Source organism: Pseudoalteromonas sp. SR45-6, assembly GCF_014163545.1.
In the GTDB taxonomy this organism is placed as follows: Bacteria; Pseudomonadota; Gammaproteobacteria; order Enterobacterales; family Alteromonadaceae; genus Pseudoalteromonas; species Pseudoalteromonas rhizosphaerae.
On sequence record NZ_JACJDM010000008.1, the window covers coordinates 92,676 to 111,808 of the forward strand.

Here is a 19,133-nt window from a genome sequence, read left to right on the forward strand (position 1 = left end):
ATATCCAATCTATAATTTGTAGATGAATTATGACTTAGTCATTAAACTAGGCGCAAGGATAAATATGATTTGTAACAATAAAAAAGCTGCCGAAGCAGCTTTGTTTTTTACTCTTTAACCTAAATATGGGTTAAGGGATTTACTGTCCAGAGTTTGGATATTTAATGCCCTGAACTTCCTATACTTTGTAAGCTTGCGCTGTGGTGTTCAATCCAACCCCATTGATAGAGTAAATCAGTTACCTCACTAAGCCCTAGATATGTAGAGCTTAAACCAACAACCGTAAGTACAATGGTATAGGGAAGTGCCATATAAACCATACGCCCGTAAGATAAACGTAATACGGGAGCAAGTGTTGATGTTAGTAAGAATAAAAATGCAGCTTGTCCATTCGGTGTGGCTACACTTGGTAAGTTAGTACCAGTATTAATTGCTACTGCTAATAAATCAAATTGGTCGCGACTAATTTGTCCTGCTTTTAAAGCCGCCGCTACTTCGTTGATGTAAACAGTGCCAACAAACACATTATCACTGACCATCGAGAGTAGGCCATTAGCGACAAAAAACATAACTAACTGTAATTGCCCTTCAAATGTCAGTACCCAAGTTATTACAGGAGTAAATAAGTGTTGATCAATAATTACTGCAACGATTGAGAAAAATACACATAACAGTGCAGTAAACGGCAATGCTTCTTCAAACGCTTTTCCTAGTTGGTGTTCTTCGATTATACCAGCGGACGCAGTTGCAAAAATAATCACGGATAAGCCAATTAAGCCAACCGTGGCAAGGTGTAAAGCTAATGCAATGATCAACCATACAGCAATAAATGACTGAAACATCAGATTAACTTTATCGCGTTTAGTGCGTTTGTTATCGAGCTCTTTTGCGTGATCAGCAAGTATTTGATGAATCGGTTCTGGTAACTTTGCGCCATAACCGAAGGTTTTTGTTTTTTCGAGTAATATTGTAGTAACAATACCAGCGATGAATACAGGCATAGTAACAGGCAACATACGCAAGAAAAACTCCCCAAATTGCCAGCTTGCTCGTTCTGCAATAATAAGATTTTGTGGTTCACCCACCATAGTACAGACTCCACCAAGCGCGGTACCAATCGAAGCATGCATTAATAAGTTACGTAAAAAAGCTCGAAATTCTTCAAGTTCCTGACGATTAACTGGGCGTACTTGGTTATCATCGTTAATGTCATGTTCACTAGTGGAGTCTTTCCCTGAGGCGACTTTATGGTAAATACTGTAAAAGCCCATAGCGACAGCTATGACCACCGCCATTACTGTAAGTGCGTCTAAAAAAGCAGAAAGAAATGCTGCAGAAATAGTAAATGCTAAGGAAAGTACAGTTTTGCTGCGAACTGATACCACCAAGCGGGTGAAAATATAGAGTAATAAATCTTTCATAAAGTAGATACCTGCGACCATAAAGATCAACAGTAAGATTACATCTACATTTTGAACAATTTCATGCTCTACTTGCCCGGCAGTTGTCATGCCTATAAACAGTGCTTCAATTGCAAGTAAACCACCTGGTTGCAGTGGATAACATTTCAGCGCCATCGCGAGAGTAAAAATAAACTCTAAAACTAATGCCCAACCAGCCATATAGGGATTGATATGAAATAACACAGGGTTAATAGCTAAAAAAGCAATAATTGTGTATTTATACCACTGTGGGGCAGAGCCTAAAAAATTCTTAAAAATTGCATTGAAAACACTCTGTTGCATAGGTGTTCCTTATTATTGTACATTTAAGTATAACTGTTGTTGGTTAAGTTAATTCAGTCTAGCCGTGGTGTAAACAAAAAAGCTATAAACAACATCACGTACCTTTTATCCATTTAATATGCCGCGCTATATTAAGTGTAGCTGAAATAGCGAAATGGGTATTTTTATTCAGTCCGTATAGTGTGCATAATGAAGTTAAATGTCTATTACTCTTTGTGGTCAATCCCTTCAATTTAGTATAAAAGAAAGCGACACTGAAAGAGTGATAAATTAGCCTGTATCCATTTTAAAAACGTGGCGAGAGTAGAGGCTTAAGCCTGTCGTCGTGGGTGAATTAATGAAGTGACTTTACTTGTTAGTTTGGCTTCATCTGGTACAATCAGTCAGTTAATCGTTTAAAGTAATGTTATGTGGTAACTCAAGTGGGAATTGAATGAGAATTTTTAAAGCGAAAAGCCCAGCAGGGTTTGCCGAAGAGTACATTGTTGAGTCAATTTGGAATGGTGATTTTCCACCAGGTTCTATTCTTCCCGCTGAGCGAGAGTTATCAGAATTAATCGGTGTTACTCGTACAACCTTACGTGAAGTACTGCAGCGTTTAGCGCGTGATGGTTGGTTAACAATCCAACACGGTAAACCGACTCGAGTAAATAACTTTTGGGAAACCTCAGGACTTAATATTTTAGAGACCTTAGCGCGTCTTGATGAAGATAAAATGCCCGAGTTAACCGACCAGTTACTTTCTGCGCGTACTAATATTAGCGCTATCTATACTCGCGCTGCCATTAAACTAGCACCTGATCGCGTGATAGAAATTCTTTCAAAAAGTGATGAACTTGAAGATAGTGCACAAGCTTTCGCTGATTATGATTATAAAGTACATCATGAGTTGGCTGTTGCAGGTAATAACCGTATTTATGTACTTATTCTTAATGGTTTTAAGGGTTTTTACTCTAAAATTGGCTGTCATTACTTTTCAGATCCAGGCACGCGTCAGTTAGCGCGTCAATTCTATAAAGATTTAACCATACTTGCTGAGAAACGCGAACATGACGGCGCAATTTCAATGATGCGGAAATATGGTCATCAAACAGGTGAGATCTGGCAAAAAATCCGTGGTGATATGCCGGAAAATATCATGGATTAACTCTGCATTTACTGTGTAGTTATATCTATAAGGAGCCTGCATATGCAGGTTTTTTTTCGCTGTTATTAATGACAAACAGCGAGTGATACACCGCGTTCGTATTTTTCGATGAGTGACATCGGAAAATACGATTGTTATTTTAAGTCTTTAGTCTCTAAAATATTCTGATAATTATGCATGCTAGCCCTTGGTATTTATTTTTTAGATCCCATATTAAAGGCAAGCATTGCGTAAGCAATTAAAAGCAAACTCAAATATTTGGAGAATAAAATGGGTGTATTAGTAGGCCGCCAGGCACCAGACTTTACCGCTGCAGCAGTACTAGGTAACGGCGAGATCGTAGATAGCTACAATCTTCACGAAACAATCAAAGGTAAAAAAGCAGTCATCTTCTTTTACCCATTAGATTTCACTTTCGTATGTCCTTCTGAACTAATTGCTTTTGACAAGCGTTATGAAGAATTCCAAAAGCGTGGCGTAGAAGTAATTGGTGTTTCAATCGATTCACAATTCTCACACAACGCATGGCGTAACACTGCTGTTGCAGACGGCGGTATCGGTGCAGTTAAATACGCACTAGTTGCAGATGTTAAGCACGAAATCTGTAAAGCATACGATGTTGAGCATCCAGAAGCGGGCGTTGCATTTCGTGGTTCATTCTTAATTGATGAAGAAGGTAATGTACGTCATCAAGTAGTAAATGACTTACCACTAGGTCGTAACATCGACGAAATGCTTCGTATGGTTGACGCTCTAGCGTTTCACACTGAGCACGGTGAAGTATGTCCAGCTGGTTGGACTGAAGGTAAAAAAGGTATGGATGCAAGCCCAGCAGGCGTTGCTAAGTTCCTTTCAGAAAACGAAAGCGACCTATAATTTAGGCCTTTGTTTTAGAATATGAAAAACCCGCCAATTTGGCGGGTTTTTTATTTAGGGTAGTCGCTAGAAAGCGAATGACACTTTGGTGTAGATATAACGTCCGCGAGGGTTGTGAACCGCGGAAGCATAACCGTATAAATCACCATCACCATCACCAATTGCAAATGGTGGCTCTTCATCAAATAGGTTATTTACGCCAATCGAGATCTTGGTCGATTCGGTAATACGATAAGCCGTTTGTAAATCAACTAAGACTTGTGAATCAACCATTCTTGACGTGTTGCTATCAAAATCGAGGGTGCCATCAAAATCAATATCAGGCGTATCTTCAAACTCACCCACATAGCTGATATTTACATTAGTATTGAATTCACCAAGCTCCCAATTAGTTGAGAACATCCAGCGGTGTTCAGGGTAACCATATTCACCAGTATAATCGCGACCGTCTTTTTCAAACTTGTCTTGATAGGACCATTCTAAGTTGAACTTAAGTAAACCAAGATCATCCAAGGAGTGATTATAATTTGCTGAGAAATCAACACCAGACACTTCCTGCGAAGAGACATTTTTAAAAGTGCTATGAATTTTTTGGATAACACCAAGGGTTTCGCTTCCGGCTGGGGCTAGGCGAACACAAATCGTACTGTTTTGGTTGTTACATTCTGCGTCATAAATTGGGCCGAATGCTTGTTCATCAATTTTGTTATCTTGAGTAATACTCCATACATCAATACTAAAGCCAAGTTCAGCCATAGGAGCCCAAATAAAACCAACGTTCCATGATTCAGATTCTTCAGCTTGTAAATCAGGGTTACCAGCAAATTGGATATTGTAATCAAGAGCTTTACAATCAAGACCTGTAGCACTACAGCGGTAATTATCAATAAAGAATTGACTTTTCTCTGATGGACCTAGACCTATTTGTGCTAGTGAAGGTGCTCTAAAACCTTGTGCCCAAGAGCCGCGAACAGTAATTTCATCAGTAGGTGCCCAGCGCAGCGCTACTTTAGGATTGGTTGTGGTACCAAAGTCACTGTAATCATCGTAACGACCTGCAAGTTGTAATTCTAAGCTATCAGCTAATGGGATTGAGAATTCAACATAGGCAGCGTATTGGTCCCGCTCAGCGGCAGCAGAAACGGACTCAGTACCAAAAATTAAACCTCGCTGAAATTGATCATCAGGGGTATCACTGACATCCTCTTCACGGTACTCAATACCAGCCGCCATCATCACGACATTGTCACCAAAACTAAACGCTTCGCCAGTGATGTTGGCATCAAAAGAGGTCATATGTGATTCACCACGACGAACTAGGCTGGTTGAAATACGTTCAATGACTGCAGGATCATTATAAGTGCCGCCAAATGGGTTGTAGTTGCCGGCATCTATTTCTTGCTGTAAAAAATCAGTTCTTACCCAGCCTTGAGTACGATCACCGGTTTGCATTGATTTACTACGGCCTTTTTGTACAGCGGCTTCCCAGCTCCAATCGCTAATTTCACCACGTAGACCGGCAACAAATCGCAAAGTGTCTGACTCAATATCCCATTGACGGGCACCCGCATCAACAGTTCTATAGTAGTTGATAATTACTTCTTGATTGAAAGGATTATTTGGATGATTCCCTGGGACTGTTAAACCTGCATCTTTATCTAATGGTGTTGGAGCACCTGCGGCAATTGAATTGTTGTGTTGAATAGCCATTTCCATAAAGGCAGTAATACCATTATCAAAGTTATATTCAAACTGAGAAATCGCGCCAACGCGTTCAGAAGCTGGGGCAATATAGCCATAGGGTCCATAATCAAACACACAACTATCGCTACCACTAATTTGATCTGCAGGACAACTTGGATCTGGAGTTTGGACGCCATTCACGCCAAATGTACCTGGAAAGCCACGAGATGAACGGAAATCTTCACCACCATTCGCGGTTTGATTAGCAGTGCCTAAGCGGCCCATTTCATCTGATGATAAAGAGGTGTTTTTAAAGTAATCGATGATCACAGACGCACTGCTTTTTTCGTTTGAGGTACCCCAAACTATGCTTGCTGAGGTTTCTTCATAGTTAGGGCCGTCAGTACCACCATAACCTAAATTAACTTCTAAACCATCGATGTCTTTTTTCAAAATAATATTCACCACACCTGCAACGGCATCGGAACCATAAATTGCAGAGGCACCATCTTTAAGAATATCAATACGTTCGATAGCAGAGACCGGAATACTGTTAATATCAACAAATGAGTTAGTGATACTCTCCGCAAATGCGCTTATAGCTACTCGACGGCCATTAATTAATACAAGTGTTGCATCAGCGCCTAAACCTCGTAGCGATACCGCTGCAGAGCCGTTAGCGGTCGAATCCTGATTATTACCGCGAGTAGAAAAAGTACCATTACCAGCAGCAGGCATTCTTTCCAGTAATTGTTGTAAGTTGTCATAGCCCATATTATCGATATCGGCGCGACTAATTGATTGTACTGGGGAAGGGCCTTCAATATCTGTTCGCTTTATTCTAGAACCCGTCACTTCAATACGTTCAACTTTTTTTGCTTCGTCCGCAGCAAATGATTGAGAAGTATAACCCGCTGTTGAAAGTGCAAGTGTTACACAAGCGATTAGCTTAGGTTTAAATGGGAGTATGTTCTTCATCCTTAAATCCTTGTTATAATGTTAATTTTATCTGGTCAAATGAACCACACACATCAATACCATGTAACGGGTTTGTTATCAAATTGAATTGTAAAGAGGTGTACTATATTTGATACAGTTAGAAGGATTTAAGGGATATAAATAAAAACGCCTAACTGGGTTAGGCGTTTTTGAGGTTGTTTAGATAGATTAAACTTTGTGCTTCATTAACCGTTCTTTTTCGCGAGACCAGTCTTTGTTTTTACCGTCTTCACGTTTGTCATGCATTTTTTTACCTTTACCAAGGTGGAACTCAAGTTTCACCCAGCATTTTTTCCAATACATGGCAGTGGCGATTAATGAATAGCCATCGCGCTCAGTCGCACCGACTAAGCGATCTAGCTCGCGTCTGCTTAATAATAACTTGCGATAACGTAATGGATCGCAAATAACATGGGTTGAAGCACTATTGAGAGGCTGTATTTGACTGCCAAGCAAAAACGCTTCGCCATTTTTAAGGTGAATGTATGTTTCAGAGATGTTTACTTTACCAGCTCGGATACTTTTTACTTCCCAGCCTTGTAGTTCAACACCAGCCTCAAACTTGTCGTGTAAAAAATACTCATGACGCGCCTTTTTATTTAGCGCGATAGTATTACTTGTCGATTTAGATGAATTTTTCTTAGCCATAGTGGCCCATATTATACGTAAAGCTCTGCTTTTTACATCGATTTTTTATTTTTGCTAATAAAAAAGTGTTTGTAAATAAAGCGCCATGAAAGTTTGGGGAAAAACGCAAAGCTTGCTAAAATTCGCCCACACAGTTGGGAGTGAGTATGCCACAAATAGAAAAAAGTGCGCTAGTAATGTATAGCAGCAAAGAAATGTTTGATTTAGTCAATGATGTGGATGCTTATCCTGAATTTTTACCCCATTGTTCGGATGCAAAAATTATTGCACAGCAAGGTAATACCATGACGGCAAGTTTGGAAATTTCCAAAGCGGGTATAAAAAAATGGTTTACTACTGAAAACACCTTTGTAGATGATAATACAGTAACATTGCGCTTAGTTGATGGGCCATTTAAAGCCTTGCAAGGGCGTTGGCATTTTCAAGTGTTGGATGACAATGCATGTAAAGTTCAGCTACAGCTTGAGTTTGAATTTGCGAGTAAATTAATTGAACTTGCGTTTGGGCGCGTATTTAACGATGTTGCAAAAAACATGGTGAATGCATTTACTCAACGCGCTAAACAGGTATATGGACTGCGATGATGATAAAAGTTGAAGTTGTGTATGCATTACCTACCACGGCAACGTGTTTGCTTGTTGAAGTACCAGTTGGTACAACGGCAGAAAATGCCGTGATGCAATCAGGTATCCTCGCTAAGTGCCCTGAAATTGATGGCTTAGCATTAACCTTAGGAATATGGAACCGTACCTGCAAGCTTACGCAAGTGCTTGAGGATGGCGATAGAATTGAAATTTACCGTCCTTTAATTGCTGATCCTAAAGACGCACGACGAAAACGTGCAGAAAAAGCTAAAGACGAAGGTCGTGCTAATAAAATTACAGGTGGGCGACCGCTTGATAAAGCTAAATAATAGCTCAAACAAAAAAGGTTAGCTGTTGCTAACCTTTTCGTAATTTACTGAACTGGAGCGTTATTGCTCAAGCGGTGTATTAAACTCTGCGGGTTGTTCATAGTCACCACTGAGCGATACCAATTTTTCATTTTCAAAATTAATAGTCAGTGATTTACGTTGTTCGTTATCACGGCCAAGATTAAAAGAATATAAGTAATGCCACGTGTTTTTATCGAAAGCGTCTTCTGCAACAGGTTTACCTAATACATAAAGAACTTGCTCACGGGTCATATTGATACGAAGCTTGTCAACATCGGTTTGTTCTAAAAAGTTACCTTGTGGGATGTTGATACGATAAACCCAGCTAGAACAACCGGCGGTTGCGCTTAAGGTCAGAGCAACGATAAACCAAAGAGAAAAAGTTTTTAACGACTGCATTGTTTGTTTGGATCCTTATTTTTTATAAACTGCATGATACCGATTAGTCACCTAAGGTAAAACCCTTTTGAGTAATTGTTTGTGACTTAATTTTTACTATCGATGTTTGGAGCGTAATTTTGACCTCTGAGTCCGCAAAAAGTTTAACTACTACTGAAAATACTATGACAACTAAGATCTCCACGTGGTCACTTTATATTGTACAAACACGTTTAGGGCATTGGTACACTGGGATCAGCACGGATGTGGCAAAACGATTTGCAGCACATCAAGCGGGCAAAGGGGCTAAAAACTTAAAGGGGAAGGGGCCACTGACTTTAATATATCAATGTGAAGTCGGTTCTCGCAGTGAAGCCAGCAAGCTTGAGATAAAAATTAAACGCTTAAGTAAGGCACAAAAGCGAGCGTTTGTTAGCTCTGGGATTTTGCTAACCTGAATTCAGTTTAAAATATATTTACTATCTACAATTTAGCTCAAAGAGTGTTTATATCGTTTATATCGTTTATATCGTTGATATCGTTTATATCAAGTTGGCTAATAAATGCGGCAATATAATTAACTGCATCAATATAAAGCGCTTGGTCAATATTATTTAGTAGGTCGGAACTTTTATGATGGTGGGGGTCATGACCCATGCCAAAGTAAATATAAGCAATTCCGGCTTTAGCAAACGCATAATGGTCGCTTGCTCGGCGCCAATCAATACTATCTCCGAGGGTCATTCTGTTCATTGTGGTTGATGAACTAGCTACTTTTATCTTTAAATTATGCTCAGGCACCTGCTGTAGTTGTGCTTGTAAAGCACTGCGTTGTGCATGTGAGACAAAGGCATATAAGATTTTTTTTGGCGGCTTTACTGCTAACATATCCAAATTAATATTTAGCACGTTTACGCTGTCGTCGATTTGCAATTGACTAACAAAATATTCAGCTCCATGTAAACCATTTTCCTCTGCGTCAGTAGCAACAAAACTAAGTTGGAAAGGCAGATTTGTGTGTGCGAAGCGTTGCGCTAGGAATAACAAGGCACTGACGCCACTGGCATTATCGTTTGCGCCTGCATATAAAGTGTTACCACGCATACCTAAGTGATCATAATGAGCGGTAATTACCAAATGAGTCTTGACTAAGTGCGGTGGTTTTAAAGTCGCAACTACATTTTGCCCCGTTGCTTTTGAAGACCAGCCATGGCTGTAACTAAACGGCTGTAATTGTGTATTGTAACCGAGCGTTTGCAGTCGCGTACTAATGTATTGGGCACTGGTATGCGCGCCGTCGGTATTGGTTTTTCTACCGCTTAGAGCCGTAGAGCTTAGATGCCTCAGATCATCGATCAGCTGTTGCTGCGCGCTGCTATTACTTTGGCACAATGTTGAAAAGCTGAGGCTCAATAGCAAAATAAAATAGTTAATGATTAATTACTCGCGCAGTCATGTCACTTAGTGCCTGTAATTTATTTTGATAACGTTGCTTATCATGGTCAAAATCGGCATGTTTATTAGCCAAACGTAATTGGCGATATGCTTGCTTAAAATCACCTAACTGATAATAAGTGCGGGCAAGACCAAAGTAGCTATCATGAATATCATCATCAATTCTTTTTGCTTTATTGAAATGCTTGATGGCATCTTGATAGTTTTGTCCAAGGTATGCGTTATTTCCTAATGACACATGATAATACGGATTACTTTGGCGCTTCAAATCAAGTTTATATAAAATCTTGTCTGCCAGCTCAGGACGGTCGGTGAGTTGATACAGTAAAGCTAAGTTGCCCAGTGCTGTATTGTTGTCGTTATTAAGCAGCAAAGCATAATTATAGGCTAATTCGGCGTTATCATACTGAGAATCAAGGCGAAGTAATACGGCTAAGTTACCCCATGCAGCAGAGTAATATTTATCTGCTTTTGTTGCCGCTAAAAAGTAGCTATAGGCTAAATCATAATTTTGATTGAGCATTGCCGCTGCCCCTTTATTGTTATAAAACATCGCGGTAATTCGTTGTTTGCTGATGGGGGTCGTCTGAAATTTCTCACCTCGCGAGTTCGGATCAAAATCAATCACTAATGAGGTTTTTGCGTCATACACATAAGTCACATTAGTGTGGTTATTACGACGCTGTGTGACGATCAAATTAATATGCCCAGTCAATAAGTTATAGCCTTTATTTAGCGCCCAATACTCAGGAATATGAACCGTTTGAAATTGCCCCTGCATGCCTAAATATTCCGCGATACTATAGGCCAAAATCGATAATGATAAACAGTTAGCATTTAAATCTCGGTAGGCTTGATTGGCGGTTAGGGTAGCCCCTGCTTGATATAGTAAGGATGCATCGCCATTTTCTAACAAAAAGTTTAGTAACTTTCGAGTTGTGTTTAAATTGCGTTTAGTACTTGGAAAGGCTGCATCGAGTTGTTGTGTTATTGTATCGCTTAAGGTAAAAATCTGTTCACTACTTTCTACTGGGTAAAGCGTGAAAGATTGGTTTTCAGTCACTGGTGGCGGGATGAGTATTGGTTGATTACTCACACTGGTACAGGCAGAGATACTAAAAAGCAGCACAATGACTGCTAGCTTATAAAGCCGCGTTAATATTGTCATAATCATACCCCAACTAATTACTGACTTATTAAGTTTAGTCTGTTTTTTAGTCGGGGTAGATGTTAAATGTTACAAACTGTGTCAGCGCTTTTCAAAGGTGGCGACTAAACTTGCTAAGGTTTGTGCGCTGGTTGCAAGTCCTTTGATCGCCTGCTCGGTATCAATTTGTTCTCGCATTGCCATATCGCTGATCTCACTAATTTGTTCAATATTGCGGCCGACGTCAGCAACCACACTACTTTGCTCTTCAGTAGCTGTTGCAATCAAGGTTGCCATATCATTAATTTCATTAGCGGTATTGGTAATGGCATCAAGCAACTGCACAGAGCTTTGCATTGTTGCTACGCTGTACTGAGCTTTATCTTTGGACTGGGCAATATGTTCAACCACATTGGTAGCTGTTTTCGCGAGCTCTTCAATCATTGATTGAATTTCAGTCGTTGATTGTGACGTACGGTTGGCTAAGGCTCGTACTTCATCCGCAACTACGGCAAAGCCGCGGCCATGTTCACCAGCACGTGCTGATTCAATTGCTGCATTTAGTGCTAATAAATTGGTTTGCTCTGAAATACCACGAATAGAGTCAACAATACTGGCAATAGTCTGAGTTTTATTGGCAAGCTCAGTCACTTGTCCCGCAATTGTGTCAATATCACTGGCTAATGCGGTAATACTCTGTTGGCTTTGCACTACTTGCTGGTGGCTCTGTAATGTATTCGCTTTACTATCTTCGGTCAGTTTTGCGGCAGTTGCGGCGCTGTGGGCAATTTCTTGCACTGTCGCGCCCATTTCGTTGATTGCTGCTGCAACAGAGATAGTCTGCTCTTTTTGGTTGTCCATTGCCTGTGAGTTACGCTTGGCTTGAGTAAATACCTGATCTGAGCTTTGACGAATTTCTAAACTTTCGTGGGAGACTTGCGCAATAGCGGTTTCAATTTTATCAATGAATTGGTTAAAACCATTCGTTAATGCTGATAGCTCAGGCTGGTCACTGTGAGGTAAACGATAAGCTAGATTGGCATCACCAGACCCTAAACGAGTAAATAACTCTGCCATTTTTGATAGCGGTGAAGCTAACGAACGAGCCAGTAAAAAACTAACGATACATGCCAACAGCGCAATTGCGATAGCAAAACTTAAAATTTGCCATTGTAAAGTGGTGATCCCGGCAAACACTTCTGCTTTTGGTACTTGTGCAACCACATAGAGTTGAGTGTTTTTAATTGGACTCGCCGCAAGGAAAAAAGTGTCGCCATTGAGTTCGACTTCTTGCAAGTTAAATTCATTGCTTGTTAATAATTGACCACTTACTTGATGACCATACAAGCTATCTAGATTTGTTTTTTCTACTTTATTAACGTCTTGATGGAGTTTAATTACGCCTTTATCGTCAGTAATAAATACAAAGCCAGTCTGCTCGATAGTAAATTTATTCAGTAGTGCCTGCATATCATCAATACTTTTTGCCAGTCCGGTTAAGCCGATGCCATTGATCTGTTGATGATTAACAAACATTTTTGTGTCGCCATTAGGCTCTTGATATAAGCTAATAGAGTAAGCTTGGTTGGCGTTTTTAAAATCAAAAAACCAGCCATCTTGCTGCCGATCTAATACTCTTAAAAAGCCATCTTGATTCCAGTACTGCGCGGTATCGCGATTTGCCCATGATGCGGTTGCTAAGCCGTATTGTTTTACCAGACGATTTAATTCTTTGATTAAAACGTCATCATTGTTATCACGACTATTTGCCCACGCGAGTATAAAATGATTACTTGATACTTGTTCGGCCGCACTGAGTAATTCATTGATCTCTAAGCTTATATAGTTATTTATTGCGTGTAGTTTACTGGGCAACTCAGATTGTATCATCCGTTGTTCGATAATGGTTTTGGCGGATAACAGCGCCGTAATGCCAATTAAGCTGGCGACTGACAAGGCAATAGCGATCCCTAAAATAGTGATCTTACGTGTGATACTAAGACTTTTATACGGCATTGTGGGTACTGACTTTACAAATTATGAGGGTATTTTAGCATGTTTTTTTCATACAGTTCATCATCTAATAGAGTAAGTACTCAGTTTATAATTTACGCTAAGGCGTCTTTAGACAAATTAATAAAATGAAAAAGCCCACTGCGTTTAGCATGTGGGCTTGGTTTCTAACAAGCGAAATTGTTACTTTCCAGGGTTAAACAATTTTCTTCATTGCTGACATGTAGCCACGCAATTTGGTACCAATGATTTCAACAGGGTGCTCACGCAACGACTTGTTGATTGCAATTAGTGTTTGGTTATCAACATGATTACAGCGCTCGCCTAAGCCTCTACCAATCACATCAGTATCGATGTTTTGCATAAAGTCTTGTAACAGTGGCAAACATGCGTGATTGTATAAGTAACAACCATACTCTGCTGTATCAGAGATTGTGCGGTTCATTTCGAATAATTTTTTACGTGCAATGGTATTGGCAATTAATGGCGTTTCATGTAGCGATTCATAATATGCTGACTCAGCTATAATACCCGCTGCAGTCATGGTCTCAAACGCTAATTCTACACCGGCTTTCACCATTGCAACCATCAATATACCGTTATCAAAAAACTCTTGTTCGGTGATTTCAACATCACCGGCAGGGGTTTTTTCAAAATTTGTTTCAGCTGTTTCTGCACGCCATTTCAAAAGGTTTGCATCATCATTCGCCCAATCTTCCATCATTACACGAGAGAACGTGCCATCGATGATGTCGTCTTGGTGTTTATTGTAAAGCGGGCGCATGATTACTTTTAATTCTTCACTTAATTCAAACGCTTTTACTTTCGCTGGGTTTGATAAACGGTCAAGCATATTTGTAACGCCGCCGTATTTAAGTGCTTCAGTAACAACTTCCCAACCGTATTGAATTAGTTTTGATGCGTAACCGGCATCTATACCTTTTTCGATCATCTTATCAAAACATAAGATTGAACCGGTTTGTAACATGCCGCAAAGAATCGTTTGTTCGCCCATTAAGTCAGACTTAACTTCAGCTATAAATGATGATTTCAATACACCTGCACGGTGGCCACCAGTACCCGCTGCATACGCTTTTGCTTGTGCTAAGCCATGTCCCTGAGGATCATTTTCTGGGTGAACAGCAATAAGAGTTGGGACACCAAAACCGCGTTTATACTCTTCACGAACCTCAGAGCCTGGGCACTTAGGTGCAACCATGATTACAGTGATATCATCACGTACTTGCATACCTTCTTCAACAATGTTGAAGCCATGAGAATAAGCAAGCGTAGAGCCTTGTTTCATCATCGGCATGATTGCGTTTACAACCGCAGTATGCTGTTTATCAGGTGTTAGGTTTAACACAACATCAGCAGTAGGGATCAATTCTTCGTAAGTACCTACAGTAAAACCATTTTCTGACGCATTAAGAAATGATTGACGACGTTCGCTGATTGCAGAATCACGCAATGTGTAGGCAACATCTAAACCTGAATCTCGTAAGTTCAGTCCTTGGTTTAAACCTTGTGCACCACACCCAACAATAACAAGTTTTTTGCCTTTAAGTGCTTCAACACCATCGGCAAATTCAGCCGGATCCATAAATTCACATTGTGCTAGTTGTGCTAACTGCTCGCGTAAGGGAAGAGTATTAAAATAATTCGCCATTGTTAGTATCCTATAAATTTCGTATTTGTTAGATGCAAGCGCTTGCTGCTTTGCTTAAAGTCACCATAAGGAATTTTTACCCTTGCGTAAAATGATATATTTGCATTAAAGTATTTCAAAAAATGAAATACTTTAATTAATAACCGCTAACTATTGGGATCACTATGGACCATAAACGATTACATTACTTTCTGGCACTTGCCAAAACCTTACATTTTGCCCGTGCCAGCGAGTTATGCCACATAAGTGCTCCCACCTTAAGTCGCAATATCAAACAGTTAGAGGATGAAGTTGGAGTCGCATTATTCAGTCGCGATAATCGCAGTGTAAAGTTAACAGCTGAAGGAGAATCGTTTATCGACTATGCAACGGCTACGTTAGCTAATTGGCAGCGTTTTCGAGCAAATGTACAAAATCCTGAGCAAACTATTTACGGTAAAGTAAGCATTTACTGTTCAGTAACTGCCTCTTATAGTTTTTTGCATCAACTATTAGAGCAACTGCGTTTGCAACATCAACATATAGAAATAAAGCTTAATACTGGCGATCCCGCAGTGGCAATAAACCGTGTGCTTGACGGACACGAAGCCATGGCAATTGCCGCAAAGCCTGATAAATTACCGACGCAAATTGCATTTGCCAGTATTGGTTATTCATCCTTGGTATTTATCGCGCCACGTATTCCGTCGTTGCTCACTGAAAAACTGGCCCAGTTTGGCGATAAGATAGATTGGTCTGAGCTTGAGTTTATAGTGCCAGAGCAAGGTTTTACTCGTCAAAGGTTAGAGCTGTGGTGGCGTAAGCACGGTATTAATGCAAAGATCTATGCGCAAGTAGCGGGGCATGAAGCTATGGTGTCAATGGTGAGTTTAGGGCTAGGCATTGCCATGGTGCCAAAAATTGTTTTAGATAATAGCCCATTAAAAGATCGCGTTCAGGTGATCAGTGATCAAAAAGAGGCCCCTGCCGGGTTTGAGATTGGTTTGGCAGTATTACGTAAAGAGTTACCAGATGCCGCGTTAAATGCATTATGGGAGATTGCTCAATCACTGAAAAACGTTAATAGCTTAGCTCCTTAGCCGAGTCTAAATACGCAGATGTAAAGTTTATTTACCTTGAATCGTTCCATATGTATCAAAAGTGTGAATGATTGTAATCGTCTAGGGATTAGTTATTAATACCTTGCTATGATAACGATATTGGGTTGTCTCTTTTGGCATAAATAACAACAATGAAGTCGATAGTTAATATTCTTACTGCGCTTTGCATCTCTGTATGGCTTACAGTACCTTGTTTTGCACAGCCATCAGAAATTGAGCCTGTGCAGGATATAACAACAGGGCAGTGGCACTTGAGCCTTAACACGGGATTAGGAGTCATAACAAATCCATTAGCTGGTGGAGGTGATTTACCATTAGTGTTGATCCCAGATATAGCTTATTACGGTGAACAGTTCTTTTTTGATAATGGTCGCTTAGGCTATAGCCTGATACAAGACTCCCCACATACCTTTAATCTAGTCACTGAGTTTAATTCGGAAACTCGTTTTTTTGTTGATTGGCATCCAAGTAACATTTTTGCATTAAGATCAGAAAGTTCATTTACGAACAGTGAAAATGAACTTCAAATCCAACAACCTAGTCTAGATATCCGTGAGCTTAATAAACGTAAATGGGCACTCGATGCTGGCCTGAGTTACCATTATAGCTATCAGCAGCATGTATTTTCCGTGCAGGCATTAGCTGATGTATCCGGAGTGTATGACGGGTGGCGAAGTGCACTGCAGTGGCAAATGCACAAGAACATTGGTGAGTTACAGATTAAGCCGACTATTGGCATCTGGTATAAATCGGCAGCACTGAATACATATTTTTATGGCGTAACAGAAAAAGAGTCTCCAGTTCGTGCAATTGAGGTTGGCAGTAGTTGGCAGCCTTATGCTAAAATAGATGCCCGCTGGCCCTTAAATGGAGCCAACTCATTGCGTTTTCATCTGGCTTATTATGATTATTCCGCCTTAGCTGACGACAGTCCGCTGTTTGAACAAACGTATTCTCTGACTGCCTTTATAGGGTTTGATCATATTTTTTAATATGAAGTATTTACAACTTGGTGCGTGCGTCATTTTTTTGTTGGTATGGCCAAAGTTAGCTGCCGCAAAAAAAGATATATTAACAGTTACTCCAAAAGTCTGTGTGGTTTCCGAACAACAAGACTTTTGCGATGTTGATGTAAAATTTGCTTTAAATATGCCCCATAAAATGGACGTTTGTTTATACAGCGAAGATCAACAACTGCAATGTTGGCAACAGGTTACCTTAGAAGAATTCAATCATAAAGCGCGTGTTCAGGTTGAAACCATATACTCCCTAGTCAATCCTCACACGGATGAATTACTGGCGACAACACGCATTGAAGTACAGAGCACTCGCGCTAAAACAACTCGGCGCCGATTACGTTCTCCGTGGAGCTTTTTTTAATCTTGGAGCTGCAAATGGCAAAGATCTTACTTGTAGAAGATGATTTAGGGTTACAGCAATTAACCCGTGACTATCTTGAAAATAATGGCCTTGAAGTGGCGGTGCTAGACCGTGGCGATGAAGTGTTTAGTTACCTTGAAAACAATCCGGTTGATTTGATGATCCTCGATGTAATGCTGCCAGGTAAAGATGGCTTTAGTGTTTGTCGTCAAGTGAGAGATAAATTTAGCTTACCAATATTAATGTTGACCGCCAAAGGTGAAGACTTTGATCAAGTCATTGGTTTGGAACTTGGTGCCGATGATTATGTTATTAAGCCAGCTGAGCCAAGAGTATTGCTTGCCCGTATTAATGCGCTATTACGCCGTGGCCAAGCATCAGTAAAAGCGCCAGAGGAATTACAATTTGGCGATTTATGTATTGATAAAACCAGCCGTATTGTTCGCTTAAAGAATAACGAAATCACCCTCACTTCCCATGAATTTGAATTACTGTGGTTATTAGCTTCAAATTCCGGTGAAGTACTAAGTCGTGAACATGTTCATCAACACATGATTGGTCGCCAATATGATGGATTAGACCGCACCGTAGATGTACGTGTATCTCGGATCCGTAAAAAATTAGGTGATAACAGCGATAAACCATACCGTATTAAAACCGTTTGGGGACAAGGCTACTTATTTGTCTCCGATGCATGGGGTATGTAACTATTAATGGGGAAGCTATTTGCAAGTTTATATGTGTATATTATAGTTTCCCTGTTTTTAGTCAGTGGGGTAATTGAACAACTTTGGCCCTATGAAGACAGTCAACAACAAATTGCGCTCGATGATGAGTTTGGTCAATCCCTATGGCTATTAGCGCAAACCCCGCAAGGACTTACTAAAATAGCCACTCGCTTTCAAAGTGAAATAGTACAAAAACAAGACCTAATGTTGCCCGCACAACAACAACAAGAACTTAACCTACATAATTATATTTATCTATTTGATCAACAACAGCGAGCTATCTGGTATATCGTTGTTGATAATGAGCAATTATTGCAAGTGGGTCCAATTACCGTTTCTGCGCCAGTATTCTCATCCGTTTGGCCTTATCTATTATTATTGTGTGTCGTTGGGATCCCTGTTGGCTTATGGAGTTTTTTACTGTGGCGTGATTTTGCTAAGTTGCGACTGGCCTGTGAAGCCGTTGGTGGATCACAAGACTTTGAGCTGAGCGCCACCTCGAAATCATTCTTTTTACCAATTACCGACACCTTAAGTGCTATGCAGCAGCGTATTCAGCATTTATTAACCGCTCAACAAGAACTTACATCGTCGGTATCGCATGAGTTTAGAACGCCACTGGCACGTTTAAAATTTGCGTTGGCAATGCTTGAGGATAAAGTAGCTGACGAAAAAGCCTTTGAATATATCGATAACATGCAATTAGATATTGTGGAGTTAGAGTCGTTAGTTAAAGAAATGCTTGATTATGCTCGCCTTGATAGCCAACAACCTAATCTTACGGTGCAAACATGTAACTTAGTGCAGCTAGTAGAAAGTGTTGTCACTAAACTTGATTTTGCTACGCAAATAAAACTCAATATGCAATTACCAGCTTTATGCAGTTACACTTGTGACAGTCACTTTATCGCCCGCAGTATCCAAAACTTAGTAGGCAATGCGTTGAAATATGCTCGTCACGAAGTGCGAATTAGCTTAGTTGAAAATACTGGGCAGTTAATTTTATCGGTCGAAGACGATGGCCCTGGCATTGAACAATCACAATGGGATGCAGTGTTTAAACCTTTTGCCCGACTTGATAAAAGTCGCGATAAAAAGACTGGAGGCTTTGGGCTTGGTTTAGCCATTGTGGCAAAAATAGTGTCTTGGCACCAAGGCAGCTGTTCGATATCGAATTCAGAATTAGGTGGCGCCAAATTTACAATCTATTTGCCTAAGTAACCAGAGTTCA

At 40.2% G+C, this 19,133-nt stretch carries 18 protein-coding genes; 10 read left to right on the top strand and 8 right to left on the bottom strand.

What is annotated here, in order from left to right:
- Positions 1 to 161: 161 nt before the first annotated feature.
- Positions 162 to 1,745: a sodium/proton antiporter NhaB gene (gene nhaB / locus H5158_RS06090; protein WP_182718161.1), complete on the bottom strand. Its 1,584-nt coding sequence runs from the start codon at positions 1,743 to 1,745 to the stop codon at positions 162 to 164.
- 433 nt (positions 1,746 to 2,178) lie between these two features.
- Between nhaB and fadR the strand changes: the two genes are divergently transcribed.
- Together fadR and H5158_RS06100 are read left to right on the top strand one after the other, a co-directional pair.
- Complete coding sequence (gene fadR, locus H5158_RS06095; protein WP_149981452.1) at positions 2,179 to 2,892, top strand: fatty acid metabolism transcriptional regulator FadR; 714 nt, start codon at positions 2,179 to 2,181, stop codon at positions 2,890 to 2,892.
- Positions 2,893 to 3,162: 270 nt separating this feature from the next.
- The gene (locus H5158_RS06100; RefSeq protein WP_145239274.1) at positions 3,163 to 3,768 is read left to right on the top strand and encodes a peroxiredoxin C; all 606 of its coding nucleotides are present in this window, start codon (positions 3,163 to 3,165) and stop codon (positions 3,766 to 3,768) included.
- Between the two features lie 66 nt (positions 3,769 to 3,834).
- Here the strand turns inward: H5158_RS06100 and H5158_RS06105 are convergent, their stop codons facing one another.
- A complete protein-coding gene (locus tag H5158_RS06105; RefSeq protein WP_182739674.1) occupies positions 3,835 to 6,429 on the bottom strand; it encodes a TonB-dependent receptor in 2,595 nt (864 codons plus the stop codon).
- 189 nt (positions 6,430 to 6,618) lie between these two features.
- Positions 6,619 to 7,098, bottom strand: a complete 480-nt coding sequence (gene smpB / locus H5158_RS06110; protein WP_064666579.1) for an SsrA-binding protein SmpB — start codon at positions 7,096 to 7,098, stop codon at positions 6,619 to 6,621.
- Between the two features lie 146 nt (positions 7,099 to 7,244).
- On the opposite strand from smpB, the gene H5158_RS06115 reads away from it, so the two are divergent.
- The gene (locus H5158_RS06115; RefSeq protein ID WP_149981450.1) at positions 7,245 to 7,682 is read left to right on the top strand and encodes a type II toxin-antitoxin system RatA family toxin; all 438 of its coding nucleotides are present in this window, start codon (positions 7,245 to 7,247) and stop codon (positions 7,680 to 7,682) included.
- Complete coding sequence (locus H5158_RS06120) at positions 7,682 to 8,011, top strand: RnfH family protein (protein WP_145239596.1); 330 nt, start codon at positions 7,682 to 7,684, stop codon at positions 8,009 to 8,011. The genes H5158_RS06115 and H5158_RS06120 overlap by 1 nt, the downstream gene beginning before the upstream one ends.
- A gap of 60 nt (positions 8,012 to 8,071) precedes the next feature.
- Here the strand turns inward: H5158_RS06120 and H5158_RS06125 are convergent, their stop codons facing one another.
- Positions 8,072 to 8,431, bottom strand: a complete 360-nt coding sequence (locus H5158_RS06125; RefSeq protein WP_145239264.1) for an outer membrane protein assembly factor BamE — start codon at positions 8,429 to 8,431, stop codon at positions 8,072 to 8,074.
- A gap of 119 nt (positions 8,432 to 8,550) precedes the next feature.
- On the opposite strand from H5158_RS06125, the gene H5158_RS06130 reads away from it, so the two are divergent.
- Positions 8,551 to 8,868 (top strand): GIY-YIG nuclease family protein, encoded by a 318-nt coding sequence (locus tag H5158_RS06130; protein ID WP_182719322.1) that lies wholly within the window; start codon positions 8,551 to 8,553, stop codon positions 8,866 to 8,868.
- Between the two features lie 37 nt (positions 8,869 to 8,905).
- Here the strand turns inward: H5158_RS06130 and H5158_RS06135 are convergent, their stop codons facing one another.
- From H5158_RS06135 to ilvC, 4 genes are all read right to left on the bottom strand, one after another.
- Positions 8,906 to 9,802, bottom strand: a complete 897-nt coding sequence (locus H5158_RS06135; protein WP_259398768.1) for a M28 family peptidase — start codon at positions 9,800 to 9,802, stop codon at positions 8,906 to 8,908.
- 37 nt (positions 9,803 to 9,839) lie between these two features.
- On the bottom strand, positions 9,840 to 11,033 hold the full coding sequence (locus H5158_RS06140; protein WP_182719323.1) for a tetratricopeptide repeat protein: 1,194 nt from the start codon (positions 11,031 to 11,033) through the stop codon (positions 9,840 to 9,842).
- Positions 11,034 to 11,114: 81 nt separating this feature from the next.
- Entirely contained in the window at positions 11,115 to 13,028 is a 1,914-nt protein-coding gene (locus tag H5158_RS06145) for a methyl-accepting chemotaxis protein (RefSeq protein ID WP_182739675.1), read from the bottom strand.
- Between the two features lie 193 nt (positions 13,029 to 13,221).
- Positions 13,222 to 14,694 carry a ketol-acid reductoisomerase gene (ilvC, locus tag H5158_RS06150; RefSeq protein WP_182731024.1) on the bottom strand — a complete coding sequence of 491 codons (1,473 nt, stop codon included), beginning with the start codon at positions 14,692 to 14,694 and terminating at the stop codon, positions 13,222 to 13,224.
- 164 nt (positions 14,695 to 14,858) lie between these two features.
- Between ilvC and ilvY the strand changes: the two genes are divergently transcribed.
- The 5 genes from ilvY (at position 14,859) to H5158_RS06175 (ending at position 19,123) form a co-directional block, all read left to right on the top strand.
- The gene (gene ilvY / locus H5158_RS06155; RefSeq protein WP_145239251.1) at positions 14,859 to 15,773 is read left to right on the top strand and encodes an HTH-type transcriptional activator IlvY; all 915 of its coding nucleotides are present in this window, start codon (positions 14,859 to 14,861) and stop codon (positions 15,771 to 15,773) included.
- Between the two features lie 152 nt (positions 15,774 to 15,925).
- Positions 15,926 to 16,786 (top strand): MipA/OmpV family protein, encoded by an 861-nt coding sequence (locus H5158_RS06160; RefSeq protein ID WP_182731025.1) that lies wholly within the window; start codon positions 15,926 to 15,928, stop codon positions 16,784 to 16,786.
- Between the two features lies 1 nt (position 16,787).
- Complete coding sequence (locus tag H5158_RS06165) at positions 16,788 to 17,174, top strand: DUF3019 domain-containing protein (RefSeq protein ID WP_182719327.1); 387 nt, start codon at positions 16,788 to 16,790, stop codon at positions 17,172 to 17,174.
- A gap of 14 nt (positions 17,175 to 17,188) precedes the next feature.
- Positions 17,189 to 17,881, top strand: a complete 693-nt coding sequence (locus H5158_RS06170) for a response regulator (RefSeq protein ID WP_145239242.1) — start codon at positions 17,189 to 17,191, stop codon at positions 17,879 to 17,881.
- A 6-nt stretch (positions 17,882 to 17,887) separates the two neighbouring features.
- A complete protein-coding gene (locus H5158_RS06175) occupies positions 17,888 to 19,123 on the top strand; it encodes an ATP-binding protein (protein ID WP_182739676.1) in 1,236 nt (411 codons plus the stop codon).
- Positions 19,124 to 19,133 lie beyond the last annotated feature (10 nt).